The 17,470-nt window shown below is 63.9% G+C and carries 15 protein-coding genes; 5 read left to right on the forward strand and 10 right to left on the reverse strand.

All coding sequences use genetic code 11. The annotated features are described in order from the left end of the window. Nucleotides 1-360, forward strand: a 360-nt coding sequence (locus tag KDH09_05755) for a DUF2203 domain-containing protein (protein ID MCB0219182.1), incomplete at its 5' end; no start/stop codon positions are given. A 13-nt stretch (nt 361-373) separates the two neighbouring features. Continuing rightward, nucleotides 374-652 (forward strand): hypothetical protein, encoded by a 279-nt coding sequence (locus KDH09_05760; protein MCB0219183.1) that lies wholly within the window; start codon nt 374-376, stop codon nt 650-652. 75 nt (nt 653-727) lie between these two features. On the opposite strand, the gene KDH09_05765 is transcribed toward KDH09_05760, so the two are convergent. Then, nucleotides 728-1,393: an LON peptidase substrate-binding domain-containing protein gene (locus KDH09_05765; GenBank protein ID MCB0219184.1), complete on the reverse strand. Its 666-nt coding sequence runs from the start codon at nt 1,391-1,393 to the stop codon at nt 728-730. Between the two features lie 398 nt (nt 1,394-1,791). On the opposite strand from KDH09_05765, the gene KDH09_05770 reads away from it, so the two are divergent. Next, nucleotides 1,792-2,862, forward strand: a complete 1,071-nt coding sequence (locus KDH09_05770; GenBank protein MCB0219185.1) for an alcohol dehydrogenase catalytic domain-containing protein — start codon at nt 1,792-1,794, stop codon at nt 2,860-2,862. Then, nucleotides 2,862-3,899 (forward strand): zinc-binding dehydrogenase, encoded by a 1,038-nt coding sequence (locus KDH09_05775; protein ID MCB0219186.1) that lies wholly within the window; start codon nt 2,862-2,864, stop codon nt 3,897-3,899. Before KDH09_05770 ends, KDH09_05775 begins: the two co-directional genes overlap by 1 nt. A 30-nt stretch (nt 3,900-3,929) precedes the next feature. Here KDH09_05775 and KDH09_05780 read toward each other — a convergent pair whose 3' ends face one another. The 5 genes from KDH09_05780 to murJ all read right to left on the reverse strand — a co-directional run bounded on the left by KDH09_05780 (nt 3,930) and on the right by murJ (nt 9,508). Continuing rightward, entirely contained in the window at nt 3,930-4,280 is a 351-nt protein-coding gene (locus KDH09_05780) for a TIGR02266 family protein (GenBank protein MCB0219187.1), read from the reverse strand. 127 nt (nt 4,281-4,407) lie between these two features. Continuing rightward, entirely contained in the window at nt 4,408-5,982 is a 1,575-nt protein-coding gene (locus KDH09_05785) for a VWA domain-containing protein (GenBank protein ID MCB0219188.1), read from the reverse strand. Nucleotides 5,983-6,014: 32 nt separating this feature from the next. Further along, on the reverse strand, nt 6,015-7,145 hold the full coding sequence (locus KDH09_05790) for an AAA family ATPase (GenBank protein ID MCB0219189.1): 1,131 nt from the start codon (nt 7,143-7,145) through the stop codon (nt 6,015-6,017). Nucleotides 7,146-7,309: 164 nt separating this feature from the next. Then, nucleotides 7,310-7,798, reverse strand: coding sequence for a cyclic nucleotide-binding domain-containing protein (locus KDH09_05795; GenBank protein ID MCB0219190.1), 489 nt, complete (start codon nt 7,796-7,798; stop codon nt 7,310-7,312). Nucleotides 7,799-7,831: 33 nt separating this feature from the next. Further along, entirely contained in the window at nt 7,832-9,508 is a 1,677-nt protein-coding gene (gene murJ, locus KDH09_05800) for a murein biosynthesis integral membrane protein MurJ (protein ID MCB0219191.1), read from the reverse strand. 128 nt (nt 9,509-9,636) lie between these two features. Between murJ and KDH09_05805 the strand changes: the two genes are divergently transcribed. Then, the gene (locus KDH09_05805) at nt 9,637-11,022 is read left to right on the forward strand and encodes a hypothetical protein (protein MCB0219192.1); all 1,386 of its coding nucleotides are present in this window, start codon (nt 9,637-9,639) and stop codon (nt 11,020-11,022) included. Here KDH09_05805 and KDH09_05810 read toward each other — a convergent pair whose 3' ends face one another. The 4 genes from KDH09_05810 to KDH09_05825 are packed head-to-tail and all read right to left on the reverse strand — an operon-like array spanning nt 11,023 to nt 17,298. Further along, complete coding sequence (locus tag KDH09_05810; GenBank protein ID MCB0219193.1) at nt 11,023-13,398, reverse strand: hypothetical protein; 2,376 nt, start codon at nt 13,396-13,398, stop codon at nt 11,023-11,025. It abuts the gene before it with no gap. Between the two features lie 4 nt (nt 13,399-13,402). After that, nucleotides 13,403-14,164: a DUF4159 domain-containing protein gene (locus KDH09_05815; protein MCB0219194.1), complete on the reverse strand. Its 762-nt coding sequence runs from the start codon at nt 14,162-14,164 to the stop codon at nt 13,403-13,405. After that, nucleotides 14,161-16,329, reverse strand: a complete 2,169-nt coding sequence (locus KDH09_05820) for a BatA and WFA domain-containing protein (GenBank protein ID MCB0219195.1) — start codon at nt 16,327-16,329, stop codon at nt 14,161-14,163. Before KDH09_05820 ends, KDH09_05815 begins: the two co-directional genes overlap by 4 nt. 3 nt (nt 16,330-16,332) lie before the next feature. Continuing rightward, complete coding sequence (locus KDH09_05825) at nt 16,333-17,298, reverse strand: DUF58 domain-containing protein (GenBank protein ID MCB0219196.1); 966 nt, start codon at nt 17,296-17,298, stop codon at nt 16,333-16,335. Between the last annotated feature and the right edge of the window lie 172 nt (nt 17,299-17,470).

Raw genomic sequence — 17,470 nt, forward strand, 5'->3', positions numbered from 1 at the left:
GTCTACCGCGACGAGCTCGAGACCCTCTGCGACCAGCTCGCCGAGAGCGGCCTCGAAGACGTGGAATCCCTGCTGGCTGAGGAAGTGGACCTCCCGCCCCGGCTGGCAAAGCTGCGCGAGCGGGTGGCCGAGCTGGTCGAGCTGCTCAACAGCGAGGTGGACCGGATCGAGGAGTCTGGCTGCGTGGTCAAGGACCTGGACGCCGGACTCGTGGATTTCTACTCGCGCCGCGAGGGCGAGGACATCCTCCTCTGCTGGCAGCACGGGGAGCCCGAGATCCTGTTCTGGCACGGGGTGGGCGACGGCTTTGCCGGACGCCGCCCGGTAGAGGGCCTGGGCCCTCGCCGCCGCCTGAACTGAACGGAGAACACGCATGCTTTTCGTCATCATCGGCCACGACAGCGACAAGGCGCAGGAGCTGCGCCCCATTCACCGCGAGGAACACCTTGCCGGGCTGCGCAAGCTGCTCGACGCGGGCAAGCTCGTGATCGCCGGCCCCTTTACCGACAAGACCGGCAGCCTGGTCATCATCGACGCCGCTGATCAGGCCGAGGCCGACCGGATTGCCGCGGGCGACCCTTACGTGCGCGAGGGGATCTTCGCTTCCTATGAAGTGAAACCCTACCTGCAGGTCTACCCCGAGACGAAGTAAGCGATTTCCTTCCACGAACAAAAAACGGGCCCCGCAAAGCGGGGCCCGTTTTCGTAGGGACAATTCAAAAGTGAGCTAGTTCAGCGTGCTTGGATCCACCTGGCTGCGCGCGTAACCAAAGGCCATGCGCGCGGTGTTGAGGGCTTCGTGCAGTGTGACGTAGCGATCGATGATGGTCTCGGCTTCGAGCATCTGCTGCTTCTCACCCGGATCGAGCTGGAGGATTTGCGATGCAATGGCCACGAGCTGATTGTCGTCGAGCTTGTGCAGGTCGTTCTCGTTCACGCTCTCGCCGCGAAGCTGCGCCAGCAGAATCGGCAGTTCATGGACGAGGCCCTGGCGCAGCTCCATCACGCCCTGGCGTTCCTGGGGGCTTGCCTGCATGGGGCAGTGGTCCACGCGTACCTGCCGATACAGGGTGGATGCTTCAACCTCGCGGTTGATGCGGAAGCGCTGCGCGCCCACCAGCACGATCAGGTAGCGCCCGTCGGGCAGCGACTGATGCTGGGCAATCACGCCCGCGCAGCCCACCGGATTGACGCCGGGCTGCTCGTAGTAGCTGGATTCGTAGCCCTTGTTGAGCTGGGTGATGCCGATGACACGGCTGCCATCAAGGGAGTCACGAACCATCTGGCGATAGCGTGGTTCGAAGACGTGAAGGGGAAGAACCTCACTGGGAAGCAGGACTGTTCCTGGCAAAGGGAAGATGGGGATCACCTCAGGAATCTGAAGACTCGCCATGTTGGACTCCTTCTGCACTGTGCTGACGCTGCCGGCCGCCCTCCTCCTCAAACTCCTACTTTCATCATTCTACAAAATCCGTACCTGCCAGCCAACGAAAAGTGCATTTCCTTGTCTTTATGATCCAACGGCCACAGGAAACGCGCGTTGAGCTAAATCACCAAGTTCATTGAATTCCGTTGCGCAGCGCGTCGCGCTTTTTCGCAAATAGCCTGATTTAATTGTGCTCACTGCAGGCGCTGGTTGCCGCGAAAACGGGCAGAGACGAGCCCTTTGCCGCCTCCTGCGCACTGTTGTAACGTCGAGGCACCGGCGATGGGATCGCGCGACCCGGCGCGTCAAATAGCCGCGTAAATGAATGAAAATTCTCAGGATTTAGCCCCATGGCCGAAGCGATGATGAAAGCCGCCGTCTACCGCGGCAGGGATGACGTGAGATACGAGGATGTCCCCGTGCCGAACATCGAGGCGGGTGAGATCCTCGTGCGCGTTCACGTGTGCGGCCTTTGCCAGTCGGACATCAAGAAAATTCATTACGGCCTGCAGGATGCCCCGCGCATCTTCGGCCACGAAACCACCGGTGAAGTCGAGCGCATCGGCGAAGGCGTCTCCCACGTGAGCGTCGGGCAGCGCGTCGTCTTTCACCATCACATCCCGTGCATGGGTTGCCGATATTGTCTGAGCGGCAGCTACTCCATGTGCCCGACCTACAAGAACGTCACCACCACCGCGGGCTTTGAACCGGCCGGCGGCGGTTTTGCCGAATACGTGCGCATCCCGCCGCACATTGCCCGCCACGGCGTGATCCCCGTTCCCGAGGGTGTGAGCTACGAGGCCGCGAGCTTCGTCGAGCCGCTCAACTGCGTAATCAAAGCCCTCGACAAGGCGCGCATTGTCCCGGGCGAGCGCGTGCTCGTCCAGGGCGCGGGCCCTATGGGGCTGCTCTTCACCCAGGCGCTGGTAAGCTACGGCACCTTCCCCATCGTCACCGACCTCATCGAAAAGCGACTGGAGCTGGCCGCCACTCTTGGCGCTGCCCACACCTTCCTGGCCAATGATGAGAAACTCGCAGGCAAGATCAGTGAAGCCACCGAGGGGTACGGCGTCGATGCAACCATGGTCGCGGTTCCCAGCGTGCCGGCCGCGCGGGCGGCGATCGAGCTCACCCGCAAGGGCGGGCGCATCCTGCTCTTTGCCGAATTCCCTCCCGGGACGAAGCTCGAACTCGATCCCAACATCATTTACGCCCGGGAGATTGATCTCATTGGAAGCTATTCCTCCTCGTTCAAGCTCCAGCAGGTTGCCGCCGATCTGATTTTCTCCGGGCGCGTGAAAACCGAGCCGCTCGTGAGCCATCGCTTCGCGCTCTCCCAGCTCTCCGAGGCGATCACGCTGGCCACCAATCCCGACCCCACGACCTACAAGATTCTGATTCACCCCGACAGCGCGACAGCAGGAGGCACCGCCTGATGCGCGCGGTGCGCCTGCTGGGCGCCGATCAGGTGGAGATCACGGAGGTCGAACTCCCCTCACCAGCTCCGGGTGAGGTTCAGGTGCGCGTGCACACGGCAACGACTTGCGGGACGGATTTGAAGGTCTTCCACCGCGGCGGCCACGCCCGGATGCTCAAGGCCCCGTGCCTGTTCGGGCACGAAGGCGCCGGTGAGGTCTGCGCGCTGGGTGAGGGTGTTGGCGAATTCTCCGTCGGGGACCGCGTGGTCTGGAACAATTCCGCTCCCTGCGGGGAGTGTTTCTACTGCAAGAAAGGCGACCCCTCCCTCTGCGAGGACCTGCTCTTTTTGAACGGCACCTATGCCGAGCGCGTGAACATCCCGGCGCGCCTGGTGGCCAAGAACCTGCTCCACATTCCAGAGGGGCTTTCCTACGATCTGGCCGCCATGAGCGAGCCGCTCGCCTGCGTGCTCCATGGCGCCGAAAAGATCGGTATCACCGCCGGTGAGACGATTGTGCTGCTGGGTGATGGCGGCATCGGGCTCATGTTTGTGACGGCGGCCGCGCTGGCCGGGGCAAAGATCTGCGTTATCGGCGGCAGCGACCGGCGGCTTGAAGTGGCGCGCCAGCTCGGCGCGACCGCGACGCTCAACCGGCATGAGGGGAAAGACGCGCGCCAGTGGCTGGCCAAGCAGAGCGGAGAGTCCCACGGCGCCGACGCCGTCATTGAAGCGGTGGGCCGCCCCGAGGCATGGAACGACGCGGTGGACATGGCGCGAAAAGGCGGCCGGGTGCTGCTGTTTGGCGGCTGCGCAAAGGACACCAGCGTCACCTTCGATACTGAGCGTATTCACTACGACGCGATCACCCTGATGGGCGTTTTTCACAACACTCCGCGCCACCTGCGCGAGGCGCTCAAGGTGCTCTCCGGCCCCGGCGGCGAGTCACTGCGCGCGTTGCTCGACGTGCCCATGAGCCTTGAGCAGCTCCCCAGGGCTTTTGCCCGCATGGATGCGCGCGAAGCTCTCAAGGTCCCCATCCGGCCGCAGGGCTGACATGGGTTTGGCAAGCCAAACCCGCTTCTCCTAGAGCCGTCCCTTGGCCTGTTTTTCCAGAATTGCTGTGACGTAGGCGTCGATCATCTTGAGCGCATCAAGGTCGACGTCGGTGAACTTCACGCCGATGCCCGGCGCTTCGTTGCCGTCGGAGGGCCGGTGGTGTTGCACCGTGCCGGTTACTTCGACCTCGCGCCGGGTCATGGGAAGGTGAATAACCAGTTTGAGCTCGGTCCCCACGGGCGGAACTTTGTCCATCTGAATGAACAGACCGCCCTTGGAGATGTTCTCGGTATATTGCTGCAGAAAAGCCTTGGGGCTCTTGAACTTGACCGTCAGCCGCGAATCCGCGCGCGGGTAATCGCGCCGTTCATCACTCATTGCTTTGCCAAACCTCGATGCAGTCCGAACGTCCCTGGCAGGCTGAGGGCCCGCCGATCCCGACCGTTATGAAAGTCTGGCGCCCCTGTCCGGTTGAGTCAATGCGATTGAGCGGGCCGTTGCGTGACTAGAGGGAGGCAAAGATGTCCTTGACCTCCTCACTTGTGAGGCGCGACACAGAGGTCACCTTGTCGGAAAACTCACGCACCGTCGCCGGCGTGTTGATTCCCATGTCCACCAGGATGCTGAAAACGCTGACTTCCATGCGCTCTTTCGCGCGCTTGAAATCGGCAAGCCAGCGCGGGCTGACCACGCAGTCACCGTCGGTAATGAACACGATGTCGCCGCGTTGCTTGGAACCCTCTTCCAGACTGTGAATGGCTGCCTGTAACGGCTTCTCGAAGTCGGTGCCGCCGCCGATGAAATACTCAGCCAGCAACTCGATCTTTTCGAGCCGCTCCTCGGGGCGCTCACCCTTGGGGAACTCCATCAGCTTGAGCGGGTCTTTCTTGGAACCGAAGTGGATCGCGCGGAAGTCGCGTTTCTGGCGCGTGGCGATGTCCAGCAGCGCCAGCGTGACGGCCTTGCTCCAGAGTTCCTTTTCGCCTTCCATGGAGTACGAACCGTCGATGCAGACCACCAGGGCGCCCTTGCCCTTCTCGTCTTCGCCGCGGATGTTGTACTGGAGAAGCTTTCCCTCCAGATAGCGGCGCTTGAAGTCCTTGCGCAGCACCGGATGCTTGAGCGCCACAAGCTCCGTGGGAATGAGCCGCGAGATCTCGTTGCCCATCATCACGTCGTACATCTCTTCGTACTGGTCCTGCTCACGCTTTTTCTGCTGGGCCAGCGCGAGGCGCTTGAACTTGCCGACCATCTTCGCGAGCTTCTTGAGCTTTTCCGAACCGCGCAGCTTCTTGGCCAGCATCAGGCGCTGATTGATGGAGAGCCGCTGCATGGCGCCGGCTTCGTCGCCAAAGCCCTCCATGAGTTGCATGTTCTCCTGCAGATCTTCAAGCGCCTGCTCATAACCCTGCTCGATGCTGCGCTCGACCATGTCCTGCATGTCCTGCGAGGACTCGTCAAAATCCTGCGCCTGCTCGTCGTATTCGGCCTGGGCCTGATCGTATTGTTCCTGCGCGGCTTCGAGGCGCTCGCGGATCTCGTCCTCAAGCGGCTGGTCCTGCATGCGCTCGAGAAGGTCCTGCAGTGCTTCAAGCTCCTCGGCCGCATCCTGCAGGCTCTGCTCCTGGTCGGCCAGATCGTTGGCCTCATCGGCAACACGCTTTTCGATCTCTGCCAGCACGTGCTGAGCCAGACTGGTTGCGCCAATGGCCGCGGCGGGCTCATTGAGAATCGTGAATTTTCGGAGCTGCTGATACTCGGGGCGCTCGAGAATCTGCTCGACGTAACTGCGGTTCTGCAGGTTGCTGCGCACCATGTCATCGCGGGCGTTCAGCTTGATGTTGTATTTGTAGAGCGAGGAAAAGATGTCCTGCAGCAGCGCGCCAAAGGGCGTGAACACCGTTCCGCCACGCTCTACGAGCCCCTGGAGAACCGGCGAGTCCTCGAGCATCTCGTTGAACATGGCGCGGTCGAATGCGTCGTTCTCGACGTTGTGGGCATGCAGAGGCAGAGCCTCGGGCGGTTGCTCGGGCTCGAATGGCCGTCTCACGCGATCGGGCTTCTTGGGGACGTAGGCCATTGCTGTTTCAGGCCGCGCGCGATGCGCAGCAACTACCTCGCGTCTTCGAGACCCAGGCAGTTCTCAAGGATGTTGTTGTGCATGGCCTCGACCTGGAGGCGCACCTCGTCGATCCGCCCCAGAGAGCGGCCTTCCTGCTGGACGCGCCGCACCACGTCGGCGATGCGGGATTGAATCTTCTTGAACTTCGTGTGCGCCTCGATGCCGGCCTTCGTCCGCTCGTCGGCGTCGGTCCAGTCGCGCTGGGCGTAGGCCATGATCTCCTCGGCTTGCTTGAGGAACTCTTCGGCGCGCCGCTCGAAGGGATTGGCCAGGTCGTAGACGATGTTCTCGACGATCCGAATCTCCTCGGGCGTGTTCCAGAGCACGTTGGCCAGAATGACAAGGTCCGAATCGATCACCTCGCTGCGGCCTTCGAGATACGCGCGCGCCCGCAGCAGGCTGATGGCGTCGTGATAGCGGCGGTCCGAGGCAATCACGTTTTCCTTGCGCAGCTTGTTGCGGATCTGCACGATCAGGTCGACGATCAACTCAGGCACGCGAAGCGACTCCACTTCGGCCTGCATTCCCTGCAGGTCCTTGAGCGGAATTTGCGTAGCCTTCTTGCCGTTTGTTCCCGAGAGCATGGTCACGAAATTGGCGTCGTCCTCGATGTAGTCCACCAGAAAGCGCACGAGAAAACGGTCGTAGAGAGCGCCGAGTTCTTCCTCGTCGGGCAGTTCGTTGGATGCGCCGATCAGCGAGATCAGCGGCGCGTCCTGGGGCTTGCCGCCATTGTGAAACTTGCGCTCGTTTATGAGCGAAAGAAGCGCATTGAGGATCGAGCTGTTGGCCTTGAAGATTTCGTCGAGAAAGGCGACGTGAGCCTCGGGTAGCTTGTCGGTCGTGATGCGCAGATACTCGTCACGCTCGAGCGCCTGCAGGCTCACCGGGCCGAAAATTTCCTCGGGGGTGGAAAACTTGGTCAGCAACCACTCGAAAAAGTTCGTACCGGGAAAACGGTTGCACAGCTCGCTGGCGAGCATGCTCTTGGCCGTCCCCGGGGGGCCGATCATCAGCACATGCTGGCGGGCGAGAATGGCCGTCAGGGTACCGTCAATCACCTCGTCGCGCTCGACAAACTTGTCCTGGAGTTCGGTGCGCAGCTTTTGAAGATCGCTCATCGAGAATGGGTCCTTGCGTCGGGTCAGTCGGAGGGGCAAAGCGCTCAAAACAGGCCCATTGGGGCTGAATCGGGGGCCAAGTGGCCATCCGCCGATGTAGTGGCGCAAGTCTAGCAGGGCGCCGCTCGCACGAGCAAACAGTTCCGGAGCGCTTTCAGGGCAGCTCAGGCGTCAACTTCGAGACGGGCGGCAAGGCTCTTGTTCATCTGTTTTTCATCGATGAGCAGATCGTTGGTCGCGCGCAGGCGCTCGCAGAAACTCTTGCAGAAATGGTTGAGCATCTGCACCGCCACGGCCGGGTGGTTGTCCACCAGGGTGCGATACTTGATGCGGTCGAGGAAGTAGGTCACCACCGCATCGGCGGCGATGACCTTGGCGGTGGTCGGCTTGTTGTCGATGAGCGCCATCTCGCCCACGTGCTGGCCGGGGCCCAGCTCGGCGATCACAACGTCCCCGTTGGAGATGCCGCCACGCACGATCTGGACCTTGCCCGAATAGATGAAGTGAATGCCCTCGCCGATCGTCTTGTTGCGGATGATCGGCTCCCCCTTGGGGTAGAACTTCTCGACCATGTACCCGGCCGCACGCTCGAGATCCTCGTCCGAGAATCCCGAAAACAGCCGAATGCCCTTGAGGCGATCCTTGCTGACCATCGTAGCCTCCCCTCGCCCGGCTCGGGCGGCGCGCTATGCTGAACGCCCACCCGGCAGCCGTCGCCGGATCTTTTCAAGAATCCGGTCGACATCATCGACTTCCTCAATCCCGATCCGTCGAGCATACGGCAGGTACACCAGCACCGCAACAATGATCGGAACGAAGGCCATAGTGAGACGCCGCACAAGAAGCGGCCCCGTGCCCTCTACCCAAAGCCAGGCGATGAGGATGGCGCCCCAGCGCGCCAGCAGACCGATGAGCACCGAGGCCAGCAGGGTTTTGGCCAGGCACAGCGCGAGCCCCTGCCCGCGCCAGCCGCCCAGTTCCTTGCCCGCCAGAACAAAGAGCATCGCCATGTTTGTAAGGGACCCGAGCGCCATGCCCAGCGCAATACCCGGCGCACCGATGGCCAGATGCGACCACCAGTTGAACCCCACGTTCACACATACTGCGCACACACTCGCAATGAGCGGCACGCTCGGCCGGTCGAGCGCGTAGAAAAGAGGCACCAGCACCTTCACCGACGAGACAGCGACAAGGCCGAAGACGTAGGCGCTGAGCACATAGGAAGTCGCCTCCGCATCCGAAGCGGTAAAGCGCCCCCACTCGAAAAGCAGCGAGACAATGGGCCTTGCCAGCGCGATCAGCCCGATCGTTGCCGGCACGGTCAGGAACATCACGAGGCGCAGCGAGTGAGCGAGCCCCGCGCGCAGGGCCTCGCGGTCGCCGCGGGCGGCATCCTCGGCCACGTTCGTCTGGGTCACCGTTCCCAGCGCCACGCCAAACAGCCCGATGGGCAGGTAATAGAGGCGGAATGCGTAATCGAGCCAGGAGAGCGGCCCGTTTCCAAGGCGCGAGGCGAAAATGGAGTTCACGAAGATCGAGATCTGCACCGCGCCAAGCCCGATAACCGCCGGGGCCATGAGCCGGGCAATGCGCCGCACGCCGGGATTGGAAAACATCCCCCGAAGGGCCGGGACAAAGCGGTAGCGCAGCCGCCAGAGCGAGGGCACCTGGGCCAGAAGCTGCGCGGCACCGCCGGCCAGCACGCCAAAGGACCACCCCACCGCCGCGGCGCTCGGATCCTCGGTCATAAACCACAGGATGATGGCGACAATGATGGAGACAACATTGAAGAGCGCGGGCGCCAGCGCGGGCACGAAGAAACGCCGCTGGGCGTTGAGCATCCCCATGAGGACGGCCGAGAGCGCGACGAGCGGCAGGAAGGGCATCATGATGGCCGTGAGCTGCGCGGCAAACTCCGCCTTGCCGGCGATGGCTGAAAAGCCCGGCGCGATGAGGCCGACGAGCTCGGGGGCGAAGTAGATCCCCAGCAGCGCCAGCACGCCCGTAATCAAAAAAACCGCCGACATCACGAGCCCGGCCAGCGCGTGGGCCTCCTCGCGCGAGCGGTTCATCAGGAAGTCGGTAAAGGTGGGAACGAAGGCCGCCGAGAGCGCGCCCTCGGCAAAGAGATCGCGCAGCAGGTTGGGAATGCGGTAGGCGATCACGAAGGCATCGCCGTGGAAACCGGCGCCAAGAAGCGCGGCGCGCAGGCTCTCGCGCAGGACGCCCAGCACACGCGAGGCCATCACCGCAATGGAAATGATTCCGGCAGCGGCCAGGGTTTCGCGTTTTGGCGGCAAATTTTCAGGATTTTCGCTCAGTTGCGGGCCTCCGCCGACGTGGGAGCCCTCATCCCCGCGCATTGATCGAGCGCCCCTGACAATAGCAGGCAATCCCGGCCGACTCCAGCACCGCCTTTGCCGCAGGCCCGGGAAACGTGATACTTACGCAGAGGATCAGAGCAGACTTGAGGGCTGCGGGGAAAGGTGCCGTGCCGGCGCATCACAAGCAAGACCCCACCTGGCTGGAGCGGCTGCTGCGCTTTCTTGAGCGCACCGAGACCGACCGCTTTTTCGTCTTCACCGTCATCCACGGCTGGGCGATGCTCTTTGCGCTGTTCGGCGCGCTGGCTGCGGCCTTTCTCTCCGGCACAGACTACGAGCTGCTTCGCGAGCCGCTGCTGCTGGGAAGCGGCGCAACCATCGGCGTCCTGATCCTCGACTGGGCGGCCTACCCGGCCATCAACTGGTGGATTCGCAAGGGCGCCCGGCACCAGCTCACCCCCTGGTTCATCATTTCCTGGCTCGTTCTCACCCAGGTGCACGGCGGGGTTTTCGCCCATCTGATGGGCTCGACCAACACGCCCTCGCTCTTTGCCCTTTTCGGCGGCGCCATCATCACGACCATCGCGCTGGGGCCCCGCTGGGGCCTGATCAACCTGATCATCGCGGCCATCACCGCCGTGGCGGTCATCTGGCTCGAGAGCAGCGGCGCCATCGGCTTTGCTCCCCTTCAGCCCAGCGCCGACGCGGACTTCTATCTGAGCACCTGGCCAGTAGCGACAACACTCATCTCCCTGGTCGTCGCCGGCGTGATCGGCTGGGGGGCGACCTCGCTCTACTGGATGCTCATGGAAGAAAAGCAGCGCGAGCTGCGCCAGACGCGCGAGCGGCTCATCCGTGCCGAGTCCCTGGCCTCGCTTGCCGCCCTCGTCGACGGCGCCGCCCACGAGATCAACAACCCCCTGGGCATTGCCAACAGCCTGCTGCGAACACTGACGCAGGAAGTGAAAGAACTCGAAGGCGCCGACGAATACCAGCGCGACGACATCATCGAGGGCCTTATCGTCATCCGCAACTCGGTTGAGCGGATCTCGGTAATCACCGACCGCCTGCTCACGCTCTCGGGAATGCGCGCGCAGGAATTCCGCCCCGTCTCGCTCATCGACGCCATCGACGGCGCCGTCCGCCGGCTCGAACAGGGCCCCCACCCGCTGCACGAGCGCCTGAGCGTGGAGCTCAAGCCGCCGCTGGCGCCGCTCATGGCCCAGCGTCAGCTACTTGAGCTGGGCATCTACCACCTGCTGGCCAACGCCGAGCAGGCGACCCGCGAGAACGGGGGCGCGGTGCGAATGGAAGCCGAGCAGGTGGGCGACACCATCGTGCTCACCATCGAGGACGAGGGCGTCGGCATCGACGAGTCGATTCGTGCCACGCTCTTCCATCCCTTCGTGAGCACCCGCGACTGGGACGGCGTGGGATTGGGACTCTACGTTGTCAGTGAGTGCGCGCGCGCCTTTGGCGGCGAGGTGTATCTGGAAAGCCCGGCAAACCCGACCCGCATCTGCGTGGAGTGGCGGCTGGGGATTCCCGAGTAATCAGGCCATGCCCCAGCGACGGCGCAGCCACCACTCGGCGCAGGCAAGTCCAAGCAGCAAGATCAGCGCGGGCGCGGTGTCCCAGAGCGGGACTTCGCGAGAGCCCATGACCCGGTAGGCTTCCTCGGTCACAATTTTGGGATCGTCGGAGAGCTCGCCTCCCTCCACGCGTAGCGCCCTGCCCTCGCCCAGATCAGCCAGCAGCTCCATGAGCGGCGCGTTGGGCGTGGTGCGCTCGAACTCGCGGTTGACGGCGATGACCTCGATGTAGGCGACATCGGTTCCGAGCGAGACGCCGCCCTTCTTGGCCTCCACCTGCACCTCAAGGTAGCCCGTGCCCTCGGCCTTGCACACGGTCTCGTAGCGGCCGTCCGCGCCGCCCTCAGCCCGCGCGGCGCAGAGTTCTTTGCCGCCTTCGGCGCCGTCCATGGTGCGCACCTTCACATCGACTTCAGCCCCTTCTACCGGACGGTACTCGGGATCGAGCACGCTCACCTCGACCTGCACGGGCTCGCCCGGACGGTAGCGCGAGCTGTCGGTCGTGACGTTGAGCTGTTTGAGCGCCGGGTCGCGGGTGAGCCAGCGGATGGCCTCTCGCCAGAAGGAGAGATAGGCCTCGTTGGTGCCGCCCTCGTCGACGGGGAAGAAGTTCCAGTACCAGGAAGAGTCGGTCGCAATGGCCAGGCTGCGGCCCTTGCCCACATTGGCGGCGGCCACCAGGGGCGCGGGTTCCCCGCTCGGGGTGCGAAGCGTGGGGTGCGTGAGCAGCGCCACCGCGCCGGGGACGACATCGCCCGTGCGGTTCATCCCGTCGAGCGGCGGCAGGCGTTTCCACATCTCCGCCGAGCGTGTCGGGTCGTAGTGCAGCCGCGTGACCGGGTGCAGGCGCCCGGCCTGGGCGAGCTGCGGGGTAAAACGCTCACGCGAGATGGACTTGCCCTCATCGAGCAGCGAGTTCGAGAAACGAAGGCTGACCGGGAGCACGTCCTCGATGGGCGTTCCGCCAAAGCGACCCGAGACAAAGGACTGCTCGCCGCCGATCATCACGAAGCCGCCGCCATCCTCGGTCACGAAGTCGCGGATGTTGCGCAGGTGCTTGGGCGAGATCCCGTAGAGCGGGTTGTAGTGAAAGTTCTGGAAGATCACGAGGTCGAAGGTGTGCAGTTTCTCGTCGAAGATCTCGTCGGTGGGGAACGGGATGAGACTCAGCTCGTTCTCCCGGAACGGGATCTGCACAAGCTCGCGAAGAATCATGAAGCTCACCAGATCGATGTTCGGGTCTTCCTTGAGCGTGCGGCGCAGGAAGCGGACGTCCCAGGACGGGCGCCCCACCACGTGCAGCACACGCACCTTATCGCGGATGATCTTGATCTTGAACTGCTTTCGGTTGTTCTCGGTGAGACGCTCACCTGCAAGCACGGGAACCTCGACGCTGTAGACGAGATCCCCCACCCGCGTGGGAGAAAAGCCGAGCTGAACGCTCACTTCCCCGTCTCCGTCGGGCAGCTCCACGGTCTGGGTGGCAACCACCTCGCCGCCGAGCGTGATGGTGACCGGTACCTGCTGGGCCGAGAGGCTCTGCGTAGCCAGCGTCACCTGCACGTCTACCTGATTACGGATGAACCCATATTCGTCGGCCACTACGTCGCGAATGGCGAGATCGGAGAATTCGCTCTCACCGCCGACCACGGCCGTCGAGAGCGGTCCGTTTGGAAGCAGCTCGTTACGCTGCAGGAAGTCCGAGAGTGCGCCCGGATCGGCCTGTAGCTCACCCAGCACGCCGAGGTCGGCACCGTCGCTGATGAGCAGCGTGCCGGCCGTCTCTCGCTCCCGGGAGAGCCTCGCCAGGTCGCCCAGCGCCGCGGCCAGGCCCGTCTCCGTGCCCGCGGTTTCGTATCCCTCGGCAAGCTGGTCCCGACTGACTTCCTGCGCCTGGAAGTCCTCACCCCTGCCGCTGAAAAGCAGGTAGCGAACGTCATGCTCTGCCTCGAGTTCCTTCCACGGCGCGTCGGTCTCGAACACCTCGCGTACCGCGTCCTGCCGGCGTTCTTCGCCGTCGGCATCGGCGATGCCCATGCTGGGCGTGCGATCGACGCCCACCAGTACCTGACTGCGCACAGGGATGGTTTTCAAGAGCTGCACCTCGGGTTCAAGCAGAAGGAGCACTGCCAGCGCAAGAAAGCCGACGCGAAGCCCCAGCAGCAGGTTGCGCCGCCAGGGGCGGAGCCGCCCGCGAAGCTGCCACCAGGCAAGTGCCGCGGCGAGCGCTGCCAGCAGGAGCGCAACAAAGATCAGCGCGGAAAACCCGCCGGCCAGTTGCAGCTCCCAGCGGTCGTAGCCGCCGGCATCGATGCCCAGTAGTCGCAGCAGCGCCATTTCCCTAGCGCCTCCGCTTCATGATGAACGGCAGGTGCACCTGATCGTCCTTGTAATCGATGGTCAGCGAGTACATGGCGATGTTCAGGCCGGTCTTGTAGGCGTTCATGCGCTGCACTTCCCCGCCCGGGGTGCAGTCATTGGCGTAGCCGCCGCTGTAGGTTTTTGCCCAGGCCCCGCCCAGGTCATTGGGCGAATAGACGAGCACGGTGCGCCCGTTGATTGTCACCCCTTCGAGCTGGGAAGAGGCCATGTGCCGCCCCCCGATCTTCTCGAGCAGGAAGTAGGTTTTGAAGATCGTGTGGGTGGGTGGGAGTTTCTCCAGTGAGTTGCTAGGAAACAGGCGTGCCACGAACTTGCGCGCGCTCTTTGCAAAGGCCCCGTTTGGATCGGCCAGGCAGTCGTCCATGAGCAGCGTGCCGCCGAATACCAGATGACGGCGAAGACGCTGGATCTCCTCGTCGGGGAACTCGGGAAGCGGCCCGCACCCGGTGAGATACAGGAACGGGAAGTTGAAAAGCTCGGGATCGGAGAGGCGGATGTCCCGGCGCGTGGGCGCCACCCGGACACTGGTGTAGCGCCCGAAGAACTTGAGCAGGTCGGCGCCGGCACTGGGGTTGGGGTTCCAGCTCCCGCCGTCGTAGCGGATCTGCGCGAAGTGAAAGAGCGCGGTCTCGCCAAAGCCGCTGGCCGCGTGCGGGCTCAGGCCGACGAGCGTGGCGCAGAGCAGACCGAAGAAAAGCGCGAAGCGCGCAAACTTCATCATGCGCGGCGCCTCCTTCCCGCTATCACGCCGGTGAGGAGCCCCTCGGCCAGTAGCAGCGCCAGCAACGTCATCGCCGCCGAGCGCCAGTATTCCTCGCGGCGGCTGCGCGCGAAGAGCCCCCGGGCGCTACCCACCTCGCCATCCTCTGATTCGACGCCGTGCACCTCGAGGTTCACGAGCTTCGAGAGTTCGCCGGCATCGAGTGCGCTCAGGTCCGATTCCTCGCGCGGCAGGTTCACCGCGAACCAGAACTTCGAGTCGGCTTCATCGGTCTCGGCCTCGCTCTGCCAGCTCACTTCATAGATGCCGGGCATCTGCGTGTCTTCGAAGACGATGGGAAGCCCCGGCGCGTCGGCGGGGACTTCCAGGTCCTGGCGCAGATTTCCGGGGCCGCTGACCAGTGCGCGCCGCGCGCCGGTGGGCGGGCGCAGGCTCACGCGCTCTCCCACGACAAAGGGCCGCGCTGCAGCATCGCGCAGCGTGTTGGCCAGGTAATAGACGAGCTGATGGATGAGCGGCAGGTAGGTCGGCTTGATCGCAAAGTCGCTCCACTGCAGGTCCAGCGCGCTGGTCCACAGGAGCACCTTGCCGCGGCCGTGACGGCCCTCCAGCAATGCCGGGGCGCCGTTGCCAAAGCGCATGAGCGCGGCGGACTTGCTCTCGTCGGCGGCCTCGGTGAGCACATAAACTTCGAAATTTGCCTTGCCGAAGTCGACCTGCTCGCCCTTACCGAAGATGCGCAGCGCCGGGTGTTGAAAGTCCACTTGGGCGAGGCGCCCGGCATGGAGCTCGCCGCCCTGCTGGGAGAAAGAGCGCGAGGAGACATCGAGTGCCAGGCGAAGGCGCGCCGGCAGCAGGGATTCGGCCACGCGGTTGTATTCGTCCGGGTCGACCTGGTCGCCAAGGCCGATGAAGAGCCCCCCGCCCTCCTCGACAAAGCGCATGAGCTTGTCCCAGCCCGCCGGCCCCAGGTCGGAGGCCGAAACGTTGGCCAGCACCACAACGCGGGTCTTGGTCAGGTCCGCATCCCGGAAGGCCTCGGCGCGAATGGTCGTGGCCCGCACGCGCGAGGCGGCGTTGCGCGTCGGGCTCAGCGCATTTTCAAGAAAGTAGGTCTCGCTGAAGAACTTCACCGGTCGCGGATCACCATCGACGAGCAGCACTTCTACCGAGGGATTCGAGCGCAGCACCAGCGAATAGGTGTCATCGACGGCAAGGGCGTCGGGTTCAAGGCGCAGCACGCCGCGCGGCGAGAGTTCCTTGGTTGAGTCATAGGAGAGCGTCTTGGTCAGCACGCCCGCACTCTGCGTTGAGACGATTCCCTGCGTGAGCAGGTCATCACCGTCATAGAGCGCCAACGGAAGCTCGCCCTGCCCCATGCGACCCCAGGCGCCGACTTCGATCTCCACCGATTGCGCAAGGCTCTGCGCGCTTCCACTCTCGGTGAGCGCGGCCTGAAGGATGGCGTGGTTGCTCGACTCTTTTTCCGAGCGCACATCGACCAGCACCACGGGGATGCGGTCGTCCTCGGGCGGCGCTTCGGCAGGGCTCCAGGAGCCGCGCTGGGCATCGGTAAAGACGTAAATGCGCTTGTCTTCTGCCACGTCGCCGTGCAGCACGTCGATGGCCCTACGAAGCGCGCCCGTCCCGTCGGCGTGGGCGTAGCTGGTCTCGATATTGGAGAGCGCCTGCAGCAGCTCCTCGCGGTTGGTGCTCAGGTGATCGACCTGTTCGGAACTCGGCACCATTGTGAGCAGCGCGGCACGGTCGCCTTCCTTGAGCGATTCGATCAGTGCGCGCGCGGCGCTCTTGGCCGCTTCAGTGCGCGGACCGGAGGATTCCTCGTAGAGCATGCTGAAAGAGTTGTCGAAAATGATGACGAGGCTCGCCGGCCCGTCGCCAAGCTGCGATGCAGTCGCCGGGAGCTCGCGAAACGGGCGCGAGAGCCAGAGGGCGATAAGCAGCACGGCAAGGACGCGAAGCAGCAGCAGTAGCGCATCACGAAGCCGAAGGTGGCGCGCGGTAGGGAGCTCGGTATCGGCGAGAAAACGCACCGCCGCAAAGGGCACCTGCGCGCCGCGCTTTCGGTGGATCAGGTGCAACAGCACCGGCACCGCCACCGCGAGACCGCCCAGTCCCAGAAGCAAAGGATGCAACCACTGCATGAGCTAGCGCGCCCCCCCGCGGTTTCGCGAAAGCAGGTAGGTCAGCAGCGGACGGTCGACCGGCTCACTGGTTAGCACGCGCAGGTAGCTGATCTCGCTCTGGATGCAGCGCTCGCGCACGTCATCGACAAAGGCGTCGATGCGCCGCAGGTAGCTCTCGCGCTGGGCCATGGGATCGACCTGCACGGGCTGCTCGCCTTCGAGTCCCTGGAAGTCGCTCCAGCTCTGGAAGGGAAAGCTCATCTCGTAGGGGTCGAGCATCTGGAAGAACGAGATCTCGTGCCCCCGCGAGCGAAGCTGTCGCAGCGCGGCCCAGTCGTCCTCGGTCAGGTCGAATCCGTCGGTAAAGAGCAGAATCAGCGTGCGCCGCCGGTGGGCTTCCAGAACCGGGCGCAGCAGTTCGCGAAGGTGCGACTCGCCTTTGGGCTCAATGGCCTCGAGTTCATGGAAGAGCTGGGCGAGCTGCTTGGGGCCCGGCCGTGGCGGCACGAAAAGATCGAGCTTGCTCGCGCCGCAGGCAAGGCCCACGGCGTCCTGCTGCCCCTGCAGCAGGTGCGCGAGCCCGGCGCTCATCATGGCCGCGTAGGCGAGTTTGCTCACCTGCCCGGTGCCAAGATCCTGCCCGCGCCGGTCGGCGCCGGTATCGACATCGGCCGGGTTGATGTCCGGCGACATCTGCGCGCCGCAATACCCCATGGATCCGCTCGTATCGAGCACGAAGAGCGCGGCGATGTTGGTCTCGGCCTCGAACTGTTTGACGAAGAGCTTGTCGGACTTGCCGTAGATCTTCCAGTCCAGGTGGCGCAGTTCATCGCCCTGGGAATACTGCTTGTGCTCGGCAAACTCGATGCTCGCGCCCTTGCTGGGGGAGGCATGCATGCCCGCCCACACGCCCTGGGCGATCCGCTGGGCACGAAGCCCCAAGGGACGCAATTTGGCCAGAGTCGCTGGGTCGAGCAGCTGGGTCATGGAACGGATGCTTCTCTAACTGGGTTGGCTGCGCGCCGCCCCGGATGAAAGCGCGCGCGGCTGTGGGAACCTCAAACGCCGGGCACGTGCTCCAGAAGTTTGGCGATGATCGTGTCGGAATTGACGCCCTCGGCCTCGGCCTGGAAGTTCACCACCACGCGATGGCGAAGCA

The organism is Chrysiogenia bacterium (assembly GCA_020434085.1).
Classification (GTDB): Bacteria; JAGRBM01; JAGRBM01; order JAGRBM01; family JAGRBM01; genus JAGRBM01.

Excerpts from the sequence above, each read along its gene's own strand:
- murJ (MCB0219191.1), bottom strand. The coding sequence starts at position 9,508 with ATGCGCGGGGATGAGGGCTCCCACGTCGGCGGAGGCCCGCAACTGAGC.
- KDH09_05790 (MCB0219189.1), bottom strand. The coding sequence starts at position 7,145 with ATGAGCGATCTTCAAAAGCTGCGCACCGAACTCCAGGACAAGTTTGTC.
- KDH09_05775 (MCB0219186.1), top strand. The coding sequence starts at position 2,862 with ATGCGCGCGGTGCGCCTGCTGGGCGCCGATCAGGTGGAGATCACGGAG.
- KDH09_05770 (MCB0219185.1), top strand. The coding sequence starts at position 1,792 with ATGAAAGCCGCCGTCTACCGCGGCAGGGATGACGTGAGATACGAGGAT.
- KDH09_05760 (MCB0219183.1), top strand. The coding sequence starts at position 374 with ATGCTTTTCGTCATCATCGGCCACGACAGCGACAAGGCGCAGGAGCTG.
- KDH09_05810 (MCB0219193.1), bottom strand. The coding sequence starts at position 13,398 with ATGGCGCTGCTGCGACTACTGGGCATCGATGCCGGCGGCTACGACCGC.
- KDH09_05820 (MCB0219195.1), bottom strand. The coding sequence starts at position 16,329 with ATGCAGTGGTTGCATCCTTTGCTTCTGGGACTGGGCGGTCTCGCGGTG.
- KDH09_05815 (MCB0219194.1), bottom strand. The coding sequence starts at position 14,164 with ATGATGAAGTTTGCGCGCTTCGCGCTTTTCTTCGGTCTGCTCTGCGCC.
- KDH09_05765 (MCB0219184.1), bottom strand. The coding sequence starts at position 1,393 with ATGGCGAGTCTTCAGATTCCTGAGGTGATCCCCATCTTCCCTTTGCCA.
- KDH09_05780 (MCB0219187.1), bottom strand. The coding sequence starts at position 4,280 with ATGAGTGATGAACGGCGCGATTACCCGCGCGCGGATTCGCGGCTGACG.
- KDH09_05795 (MCB0219190.1), bottom strand. The coding sequence starts at position 7,798 with ATGGTCAGCAAGGATCGCCTCAAGGGCATTCGGCTGTTTTCGGGATTC.
- KDH09_05785 (MCB0219188.1), bottom strand. The coding sequence starts at position 5,982 with ATGGCCTACGTCCCCAAGAAGCCCGATCGCGTGAGACGGCCATTCGAG.
- KDH09_05825 (MCB0219196.1), bottom strand. The coding sequence starts at position 17,298 with ATGACCCAGCTGCTCGACCCAGCGACTCTGGCCAAATTGCGTCCCTTG.